Annotated in this window: 12 protein-coding genes, 1 pseudogene and 1 riboswitch; of the genes and pseudogenes, 11 read left to right on the top strand and 2 right to left on the bottom strand. The window is 50.3% G+C overall.

Translation table 11 applies throughout. From position 1 onward, the window contains the following. Positions 1-44 precede the first annotated feature (44 nt). Both ON064_RS06925 and ON064_RS06930 read right to left on the bottom strand, forming a co-directional pair. On the bottom strand, positions 45-1,217 hold the full coding sequence (locus ON064_RS06925) for an aminotransferase class I/II-fold pyridoxal phosphate-dependent enzyme (protein ID WP_211654715.1): 1,173 nt from the start codon (positions 1,215-1,217) through the stop codon (positions 45-47). After that, the gene (locus ON064_RS06930; protein ID WP_274624206.1) at positions 1,210-2,334 is read right to left on the bottom strand and encodes a methionine biosynthesis PLP-dependent protein; all 1,125 of its coding nucleotides are present in this window, start codon (positions 2,332-2,334) and stop codon (positions 1,210-1,212) included. Before ON064_RS06930 ends, ON064_RS06925 begins: the two co-directional genes overlap by 8 nt. A 76-nt stretch (positions 2,335-2,410) precedes the next feature. Beyond that, a riboswitch (SAM riboswitch) is annotated at positions 2,411-2,513 on the bottom strand. Between the two features lie 197 nt (positions 2,514-2,710). Here ON064_RS06930 and ON064_RS06935 point away from each other — a divergent pair. From ON064_RS06935 to ON064_RS06985, 11 genes and pseudogenes are all read left to right on the top strand, one after another. Further along, complete coding sequence (locus tag ON064_RS06935) at positions 2,711-3,016, top strand: antibiotic biosynthesis monooxygenase family protein (RefSeq protein WP_058383281.1); 306 nt, start codon at positions 2,711-2,713, stop codon at positions 3,014-3,016. Beyond that, the gene (locus tag ON064_RS06940) at positions 3,013-3,381 is read left to right on the top strand and encodes a hypothetical protein (protein WP_274624207.1); all 369 of its coding nucleotides are present in this window, start codon (positions 3,013-3,015) and stop codon (positions 3,379-3,381) included. Before ON064_RS06935 ends, ON064_RS06940 begins: the two co-directional genes overlap by 4 nt. A gap of 4 nt (positions 3,382-3,385) precedes the next feature. Beyond that, a complete protein-coding gene (locus tag ON064_RS06945; protein ID WP_274624208.1) occupies positions 3,386-4,036 on the top strand; it encodes a cobalamin B12-binding domain-containing protein in 651 nt (216 codons plus the stop codon). After that, entirely contained in the window at positions 4,014-4,775 is a 762-nt protein-coding gene (locus tag ON064_RS06950; protein WP_274624209.1) for an STAS domain-containing protein, read from the top strand. The genes ON064_RS06945 and ON064_RS06950 overlap by 23 nt, the downstream gene beginning before the upstream one ends. A 146-nt stretch (positions 4,776-4,921) precedes the next feature. Beyond that, on the top strand, positions 4,922-5,866 hold the full coding sequence (locus ON064_RS06955; RefSeq protein WP_274624210.1) for a cation diffusion facilitator family transporter: 945 nt from the start codon (positions 4,922-4,924) through the stop codon (positions 5,864-5,866). A 179-nt stretch (positions 5,867-6,045) separates the two neighbouring features. After that, entirely contained in the window at positions 6,046-6,396 is a 351-nt protein-coding gene (locus ON064_RS06960; protein WP_274624211.1) for an ArsR/SmtB family transcription factor, read from the top strand. Positions 6,397-6,473: 77 nt separating this feature from the next. Further along, on the top strand, positions 6,474-6,893 hold the full coding sequence (gene arsC / locus ON064_RS06965; RefSeq protein WP_274624212.1) for an arsenate reductase (thioredoxin): 420 nt from the start codon (positions 6,474-6,476) through the stop codon (positions 6,891-6,893). Positions 6,894-6,981: 88 nt separating this feature from the next. Further along, complete coding sequence (gene arsD / locus ON064_RS06970; protein WP_274624213.1) at positions 6,982-7,341, top strand: arsenite efflux transporter metallochaperone ArsD; 360 nt, start codon at positions 6,982-6,984, stop codon at positions 7,339-7,341. 12 nt (positions 7,342-7,353) lie between these two features. Continuing rightward, positions 7,354-9,079 (top strand): annotated as a pseudogene (arsA, locus tag ON064_RS06975) (arsenical pump-driving ATPase). A 42-nt stretch (positions 9,080-9,121) separates the two neighbouring features. Beyond that, entirely contained in the window at positions 9,122-9,550 is a 429-nt protein-coding gene (locus ON064_RS06980) for a protein-tyrosine phosphatase family protein (protein ID WP_274624214.1), read from the top strand. A gap of 49 nt (positions 9,551-9,599) precedes the next feature. Next, positions 9,600-9,878, top strand: a complete 279-nt coding sequence (locus ON064_RS06985) for a HesB/IscA family protein (RefSeq protein WP_058383291.1) — start codon at positions 9,600-9,602, stop codon at positions 9,876-9,878. The last annotated feature ends 110 nt before the right edge of the window (positions 9,879-9,988 follow it).

Below are 9,988 nucleotides of genomic sequence, written 5' to 3' on the forward strand. Positions count from 1 at the left end.
TCAGCTTGATGACGAGTCGGACGGTCTTTTTTGAATGAACAAAATTAATCGGCGACGCTGAGCCCTTTCGCGATCGCGATTTTTTCGAGTGCCTGGCTGAAGTCGTTGATCAAGTCATCGGGATGCTCAAGCCCTGCGGAGAAGCGCAGAAGCCCGTCGGTGATGCCGCGCTTTTCACGTTCAGCGGGTGGCATCGCGGCATGGGACATCGTAGCCGGATAGGACAAGATCGATTCGACGGCGCCAAGGCTGACGGCGAACACAGGAATTTCCAAAGCATCTACGAGAATGCGGGCGGCGTCCTTATCCGCCAGGCGGAATGACAGCACACAGCCTGCATGGCTAGCCTGACGCTTATGGATCGGATTTCCGGGATGGAACGAAAAGCCGGGATAATAGACTTCTTCGACAAGCGGGTGCCTATGCAGATACTCTGCAATGCGTGCGGTCGTCTCGCCGGATTGTTTTGTGCGGGCGCCGAGCGTTTTAATGCCTTGGATCAGTGTATAGGAATCCTGTGCGCCGAGCACAGATCCGAATGTGTTTTGGATGAATGCCAATTGTTCCCCAAGCCCAGCATCTTTTGTCACCGCAAGCCCTGCCGTGATGTCGCTATGGCCAGACAGGAACTTCGTCGCGCTGTGGAGCACGATATCCGCGCCGAGTTCAAGCGGGTTCTGGTAAAGGGGCGTCATGAAGGTATTGTCGACAAAAGTCATCGCATCGTTTGCTTTGGCCAGTTTTGCAGCCATTTCAATATCGGTGATTTTCATGACAGGATTGGAAGGCGTTTCAATGTAGACAACTTTCGTGTTCGGCTGGAATGCTGCGGCCACTTCGCCAAGGTCGGTCATGTCGACGAATGTGTAATCGACTTTGAATTTTTCCAGCACTTCCGTGATGAAGCGATAAGTGCCGCCGTAAACATCTTCCGAGACCAGCACATGGTCGCCGGCTTTCAATAGCATGAAGGCCGATGAGATGGCTGCCATGCCGGAAGAAAAGGCCAAGCCCCGCGCGCCGCCTTCAAGTTTGGCGATCGTTTCTTCAAGCGATTTACGAGTCGGGTTGCCGGAGCGGCTGTAATCAAACGGCCCGAACGAATCAATGCTTTCCTGATGGAAAGTCGATGATAAATAGATCGGCACATTGACTGCGCCTGTTAATGGATCGATGCCTGCTGAATGGATCAATTTCGTCTCGCGTCGTTCACTCATGGGAAACGACCTCCTTTTCCAGTTTGGCCAAGGCTTGTGACAAATCAGCGATCAAATCTTCTGCCTGCTCGACGCCTACTGAGAAGCGGAGCAGGCGGTTACAGACGCCGCGTGCCGTGCGTTCAGCGATCGGCATATCGGCATGGGTCTGGGTCGCGGGATACGTGATGAAACTTTCCACGCCGCCAAGGCTCTCGGCGAATGTGATGAGCGACAGGCTCTCGAGGAATTCCCCGACCCATTGTTCTTCACGCAGGCGGAACGACAGCATGCCGCCTTTCCCGGGATACAGCACGTCTGTCACGGTATCTTGAGCTTCCAGAAAGCGGGCAAGTTCTTTGGCGTTCGCTTCGTGCTGGCGCATACGCAGCGGCAAGGTTTTCAAGCCGCGGATCAACAGCCAGGAATCGAGCGGCGACAGCACAGCGCCGGCTGAGTTGTGGGCGTTGAAAAGCTGCTCGCATAACCCTGCGCCTTTTGCAGCGACGAGGCCTGCGAGCACATCGTTATGGCCGCCGATGTATTTGGTGGCGCTATGGAGTACGATATCGGCGCCCATTGCGAGCGGCTGCTGCAAGAAAGGTGTTAAAAAAGTATTGTCGACGATCAGTAAAAGATTGTGGCGCTTGGCTAGTTGTGCATACAATTCCAAATCAATTTCCTGCATCAACGGGTTGGTCGGGGTTTCGATGAAAATCGCTTTTGTGTTGTCATTGATTTTCGCTTCGGCCGTTTTCGGATCGATGAAGGAATCGTATACGGGGCGGATATGGTATTTCTCTTCATATTGTTCCAGCAGGCGGTAGGTGCCGCCATAAATGTCTTCGGGAAGCAAAATCTCATCGTTCGGGCGGAACAGGGAGAGGACCAGCTGGATCGCGGCCATTCCAGAGCTACACGCAAAGCCTGCATCGCCGCCTTCTAGATTCGCGATCCCTTCTTCAAGAAGCTGGCGTGTCGGATTTTTTGTCCGCGTATAATCATAGCCCGTGGATTTGCCAAGGCCTTCGTGTTCGTAGGCGGTAGAAAGATAAATCGGGGGATTGACCGCCCCTGTGCGTTGGTCGCTGCGGTTGCCGAGTTGTACCAGGCGTGTTTCTAGGCTATGTTGTGTCATGGTCCTCATCCTTTCAAATCAAAAAGCAGGGGCTTTCTCCTATGATAAGAAGAAAGCCCCTGCCGTATATGCTATCTTCTCATCTACTAGGCTTCACCTATTGGAATTAGCACCGTGACAAACACGTCCGGTTGCTGAGACTTCACAGGGCCAAATCCCTCCATCTCTCTCGATAAGAATCATTTTATATAGTTGTGGTTGGTTGATGTTTTCCATCATACGGCAATTACTTTCGAAATACAAGCGGAATATTGAAAATACTCTTGTAAATGTCCCGAAGGCGCTCGCTTTTATTTCGGAAGCTGAAATGGTATGCTGAGGTATACTTTTATCATGCCCGGCTTATACAAAGCCAGTTGCAAAGGGGTTCTGAATTATGTACATCGTCACATCGACCGTCATTGTGCCAGAAGATAAAGTGCAAGACGTCATAGAAATATACCAAAAACGATCGCGCCGTGTAGACCAGGCGGAAGGCTTCACTTCATTCCGGCTGATCCAAAACACGAAAAAGCGCCATGAACTGACCGTCCACTTGGAATGGCAATCCAAGCAGGCATATATGAACTGGGTCAAGAGCCAGGAGTTCAAGGAGATTCATGATTTGGAGAAGAATTATCCAGACCAGGAACTCGCGGGCATCGTCCCGAAAGTCCATCAATACGAAGTGGTGGCCGAATGAACCAGGAACAAAAACAGCAAATCGCGACCGACACGGCAGATGGTATATACGAAGCGTACCCGAATTTATGGGAACGTTTTGGCGATAAGGGATATGAACATACCGTCAAAGACAATCATCACCACTTAGATTACCTCGAAACGGCCTGGCAATTGCAAAGCGAGCAATCCTTTCTAGACTATGCACTCTGGCTCGAGACGGTGCTCGTAAGCCGCAATGTCGAAACTGCGCTAATCATCGATAATTTTCAGCGGCTTATCGAAATTGTGCCGCGCTATACCGAAACAACGCAAGGAGATTTCATGCGGGGCTGCCTCGATCGCGCAGTCCGGTTATTGGAGCTCCCTCCACATAAAAGGGGCTGATCAAATGAACGAGTCAACACAGCTTTCGGATCTTTTCCTGCAGGGGCAGGAAGAGGAAGCTTTGAAATACGTCCAGGATTTCCTGGAAAGCCATTCACATGAACAGCTTTACGGCGAACTTCTGACGCCGGCGATGTACCGCATCGGGGAATTATGGGAACAAAATGAAATATCGGTAGCGGAAGAGCATTTGGCAACCGCTGTTTGCGATTTTGTCTTGTCCGCTACGGAACTGCGCAATAAAGATAAAGAGGGCCGTAAAAAAGCGATGATCTTTGGGCCAGAAGGCGAAGAGCATTATATCGGGCTCAAGATGGTCGCGGCGATGTTCCGTGAAGAGGGCTATGATGTCCGCTATATGGGACCGAATTTGCCGCTCGATTCAGCGCTCGAATTGGCCGGTGACTGGCAGCCCGATGTTGTTGCATTGTCGGGGGCACTTGCACACCGCTTGCCGGTTTTGAAAACCTACGCCGAAGCTTTCTCTAAGGTGGACTCAAATCCAGCCGTCCTGATTGGCGGCAGGGCCGTCACTTTGTCGAGCTTTGCGGATTTGCGTATAAAAGGAGCGGTCGTCGTCCGGGAACTTGGTGCGCTCAGGGAATGGATCCGCACTGGAAAGGGGTCGAACGATGACACGCTCTCCACTGGCTGAATGGCCGCTTCCGGCTTTTCAATTGAACAATAGCTTTACGGTCGTCGACTATTCGCATGAGGCAGAACAGCTTTTCGGAAAACCAAGTGGATTCTTTGAATTGCTCGATGAAGGAAGCCGTGCCAAAGCGGAGCGGTTGCTAAAAACCCGCGACAGCAAAAAACCTGTCGAATTGAATTTCATCACAGCGGCCGGCTTCTTTTTGGCGGACGTCTATTACCGCTGGAACAGCGACTTTTCGTTGAATCTCGTGCTGGTGCCAAAAGATGAACAAATGGCTACGATCATGGCGCAATTGGTTCGCTTGCGAGGCCGCTTGAAAGAAACGGATTATGAATTGCTCAAGGAAAAAGAACGTTCGGATGCGCTGCTGGAGAAAGTTCGCGAACTTTCTGCACCGTGCATCGCAATCGGCGGCGGCTACGTGCTCATTCCGTTGTTCGGTAATTTGGACGCCAAAAAAGTTGAAGCGATCCGCCCGTATATTGTCACGCGCATCTACGAATACGAAGCCGATACGGTCGTGATCGATTTGACGGCGATGGGTTCGGTGACGCAAGAAGGCGTCAGTTACCTGGAGTCGCTCGTGCAGACCTTGGGCGTCATGGGGATCGATGCAGTGATTACAGGCGTAAAGCCGGACCATGCCCAAAAATTGCATCTGTTGAAACGGGAAATGAATTTGCGTTTTGAAGCATCACTGGAATCCGTCCTGACAACAGCCTCAGAAAATCAGTGATAAAACCGGCCATGGGAGCCGGTTTTTTTATGGTTAGGAAGCCTAGTGACTGGATGTTTGTTTCGTTTTCGATAGGATATCTGGCGATTTTTCGGGAATACATTTAGAGAAAAGGATTATTAAAAGCTGCAGTGGAGGTGTTGGCGATGGGATCATCACATGATCATTCGCATAGCCGTAATAAAAGAACATTATTGGTCGCCTTTTTGATCATCACCAGTTATATGGTGGTCGAGGCGGTCGGTGGATATTTGACGAACAGCCTAGCGCTACTAGCTGATGCCGGCCATATGCTGAGCGATTCCATTTCGCTGGGTGTCGGCTACCTGGCTTTTTCCATTGGCGAAAAAGCAGCCGACCAAATGAAGACTTACGGCTATAAACGTTTTGAAATTTTAGCGGCAGTCTTTAACGGAGTGACGCTCGTCTTGATTTCACTTTATATTTTCTATGAAGCCTACCACCGGTTTTCAGATCCACCGGAAATTGCGACTTCAGGAATGTTGGCTATCGCGGTCATCGGCTTGCTCGTCAATATCCTCGTCGCGTGGATTTTGATGCGCGGTGGAGATACGAAAGAAAACTTGAATCTCCGTGCCGCTTTTTTGCATGTCTTAAGTGATTTGCTTGGCTCGGTCGGCGCGATCACGGCAGCCCTTTTGATCATTTTCTTCGGGTGGGCATGGGCAGATCCGCTGGCGAGTGTGGTTGTCGCTATCCTCGTCTTGATCAGCGGTTGGCGCGTGACGAAAGAAGCGGTGCATGTCTTGATGGAAGGGACACCAAAAAATGTCGACCTGGAGCAAGTAGCGCAAACGATCGAAGCGTTACCTGGGGTGAAAAGCATCCATGACTTGCATGTATGGAGCATCACGAGCGGAAAAAATGCCATGTCGGGACATGTAGTCGTCAAAGAACAGATCTCGTTCAAAGACAGCCAGCAAGTGCTTAGGGATATTGAACATGCGCTGTTGGAGCTGAAAATCGGCCATGTCACCGTCCAATTGGAAAATGAAGACCACCCACATGACGACTCGATTCGCTGCCAAGGGCAAGAAGAGGCTGAAGCGGCAGGGCATCATCATCACTGAAGAAAAGAATCGGCCAGTAAGGAGCGGGACCATGCCGCTCCTTTTTTCTATGGAAATACGTGTTGAATATGTTTTATCATCCAGATCACTGCTTGAACATATAAGCATATGCTGATATGCTGTATTTGGTATTACAGTATTTAAGCAAACCTAATTATAGAAGCGGGGGAAATCATCCGATGGAAGTGAAAGCGCGCGAAATAGAAATCGACAAGGCGAGCATGGTGCTGAAGCTATTAGGCGACAAGACGAGATTGTCGATGGTCAAATTGCTCGAAAAAAACGATTGCTGCGTCTGTGAATTCGTGGAAATCTTCAATGTCAGCCAGTCGGCGATTAGCCAGCACTTGCGCAAGCTTCGCGATCTCGGTTTAGTGAAGGAAAAGCGCAAGGGGCAATGGATTTTCTATTCATTGAACCAGGAAAGTGAATTATACGATATGCTCATGCAAGTCTTGTCATTCATTCCGAGCCAGGATGAGCGCATCGAGAAATTGGTGGAGCAGGGACTACGCATTCGTTGTGAGTAATAGTGATACGGAAAAGGCATCACGTTGAATAACATAGAGATATAAAAACCATTCATGGAACAAGGGAGCTAATCAATATGACGAAAAAAACATTGTACTTTTTATGCACGGGCAATTCATGCCGCAGCCAAATGGCGGAAGGCTGGGGGAAAGAAATTTTGGGCGATGAGTGGCAAGTATTGAGCGCCGGAATCGAAGCGCATGGCTTGAACCCGAACGCGGTAAAAGCGATGAATGAAGTGAATATCGATATTTCGAATCAAACATCCGATGTCATCGACACCGAAATATTAAACAATGCGGATTTTGTGGTGACACTTTGCGGCGATGCGGCAGATAAATGTCCAATGACGCCGCCTCACGTAAAACGCGACCACTGGGGCTTTACGGATCCAGCAAAAGCGCAAGGCACCGAAGAAGAGAAATGGAAAGTGTTCCAATCGGTACGCGATGATATCGAATCGCGCATCCGCCATTTCGCTGCAACTGGTGAGTAAGTGAAGTTTTGAATAGAGTAAGCATATGTATGATGACTCTAATCTTATTTGATAGAACCAAACTACGCAGGTTGAAGGAGAGCTGAATATGAAAAAGGTAGAAATTTTCGATCCGGCGATGTGCTGTTCGACGGGTGTTTGCGGCCCTACTGTGGACCCGGAACTGACGCGCATCGCGTCGGCCGTGTATTCACTCGAGAAAAAGGGCTTTGCGATTTCACGCCATAATTTGACGGATGATCCTGGTGCGTTTGTGGACAATAAACAAGTCAATCAAATGCTGGTCGAAAAAGGACCGGACGCGTTGCCGGTTGTGCTGGTCAACGGAGAAGTCGCAAAGATTGCCGAATACCCGACAACAGAAGAATTGGCAGAGTGGTTCGAGACCGCACCGTCCGAATTACATGAAAAGCCGCGCGTGCGCGTGTCACTGAACATCAACAACTAAAGGAGCGTTCCTATGTATTCATTGTTCAATCCGAATCAAATGGCCGTCACTCCGTTTCTGTTTTTCACCGGTAAAGGCGGTGTCGGGAAAACTTCGACTGCGTGTGCAACAGCTGTCGCCTTAGCTGATCAGGGCAAGAAGGTATTGCTCGTCAGCACAGATCCGGCTTCCAATTTGCAAGACGTGCTAGAAGTGGAACTGACGAACGACCCGAAAGCCATTCCGTCTGTTGCGAATTTGTCCGCCTGCAACATTGACCCGGAACAAGCGGCCAAAGCTTATAAAGAGAGTGTCGTCGGGCCTTACCGCGGCAAATTGCCGGATGCGGTACTCGCGACGATGGAAGAGCAATTATCCGGTGCTTGCACGGTCGAAATCGCGGCATTCGATGAGTTTTCGCATTTGCTGGCAGATGAGGAGATTTTAGCGCAATACGATCATGTCCTCTTCGATACTGCACCGACCGGCCATACACTGCGCCTCTTGCAATTGCCGACGGCGTGGAGCGGCTTTTTGGAAGACAGTACGCACGGTGCCTCATGCCTCGGCCCGCTCGCTGGGCTTGAAGGAAAAAAGGACGACTTTGATCTTAGTGGCGCGCCCTGACAATTCCTCCTTGCTCGAGGCGGACCGTGCGTCATTTGAATTAAAAGAAATCGGCATCAAAAACCAATTGCTCATCGTCAATGGGCTGCTTCAGACGCATCAGCCGGAAGACGCGGTCTCGGCAGCATTCTACAAGCGGCAGCGTGAGGCGATCGATCGGACACCTGAAGCGTTGAAGCAAGTGATGGCTTATGCATTGCCATACGTTTCTTATTCGTTGACTGGCGTTGAAAATTTGCGCCATCTGTTCAGTTCATACGCAATTACTTCGTTCGAAACGGAAGAAGCGGGCGAGCCGCTCGACTTGCCGGGATTGAACAGCGTCATCGATGACTTTTCCGAACACAATACGCGCGTCATTTTCACGATGGGCAAAGGAGGCGTCGGCAAAACTTCCGTCGCATCCGCCATCGCAGTCGGCTTATCCGAGAAAGGCCATCAAGTCCATTTGACGACGACCGACCCGGCAGCTCACTTAGCGTATACATTTGAAGGAAGCGGCACACGCGATAATTTGTCCATCAGCAGCATCAATCCAGACATCGAAGTGGCGCGTTATAAAGAAACCGTCATCGAACAGGCAGGCAGCGGGATGACTGAGGAAGAGCTCGCTTATTTGAAAGAAGACCTGGAATCGCCGTGCACCGAAGAAATCGCGTTGTTCCAAGCTTTCGCCAAAGTAGTCGAGAAGTCCGAGAACGAAATCGTCGTCATCGATACTGCGCCGACCGGGCATACTTTATTGCTGCTCGATTCGACAGAAGCCTATCATAAGGAAATGAGCCGCTCGACAGGCGATGTGCCGGACAGTGTGAAAAAACTATTGCCGCGCCTGCGCAATCCAAAAGAAACAGGTGTCGTCATCGTCACCTTGGCGGAAGCGACACCGGTATTGGAAGCGGCGCGTCTCGAAGAAGACTTAAAGCGTGCCGGGATCGAGCCGAAATGGTGGGTCATTAACCAAAGCCTTTATGCTACAAATACAGCGGATGCTGTACTGAGGGGACGCGCGATTTCCGAGAAAAAGTGGATTCGCAAAGTTGACGCAGAACTGGCCGAGAAATGCGCCATCATTCCTTGGCTCGAAGAAGAGAAAATTGGTTATGACCAATTGAAAGAATTCATTTTATAATAATGGAGACATCAAATGAGTTTGGAAGGGATGAGGAAAACGATGAGTGAAGCATACCAGCCATTAGTGAAAGACCGCATTTTCATCGGCGGCGCAGCAGATGCGAAAACAGCAGTTGAAAATGAAGGCATCGACGTCGTCTTCGATTTGCGCGCAGAAGCAGGAGACAGCGAAGAAAGCTATACACGAATCCATGCACCGATTATCGACGATTCTAAAGAACATCAGGATGAGTCGATACAAGAAGCGGTGGACGGGGTTGTCACTGCGTACGAAGAAGGCAAGAAAGTCTTTTTCCACTGCGCAGGGGGCAGCAACCGCACCGGAACTGTCGCAATCGGTACCTTGCTTGCATTAGGCGAAGCGAAGACCGTAGAAGAAGCCGAACAAATGGCGACGAACGTACGGCCGATCATCAGCGTAAAGCCTGAACTGAAAGAATCGCTGCACCGCATTTTTCCGCAAGCCTAGTCCATGTTAAAGTGAAGAATAATTGAAAAGAACAGGGGAGATGGAGTTTATGATGATTACCGATGAAGCTAAGAACTATATCCAGTCCATTCTGGAAGAACAGCAAACGGAAAACTTGCGCCTTTATGCAGTCGCCGGCTGCTGCGGTCCGCAAATTGGCTTGTCGCTCGATGCACCGGAACAAACGGATGAACTCATCGATGTGAACGGCATCCGTGTAGCGGTCGCGCCGGACGCAAAAGAAATGGCAGAGGAGCTCGCTTTGGATTTTGATACGCAAGGCGAGCAAGGCGGCCTGGTCATGATCGGTGCGCCGACTGGCTGTTGAATAAAAAAAGAGCTCATCCGTGAGCTCTTTTTTTAATGGCTGTCGAGAAACTAAGGAAACCGTATTTTTCGAAGCTTATCGCTCGCTTTCCGTGGGGCGGGAATCGAGCC

Source organism: Planococcus sp. A6 (assembly GCF_028823615.1).
Taxonomy (GTDB): domain Bacteria; phylum Bacillota; class Bacilli; order Bacillales_A; family Planococcaceae; genus Planococcus.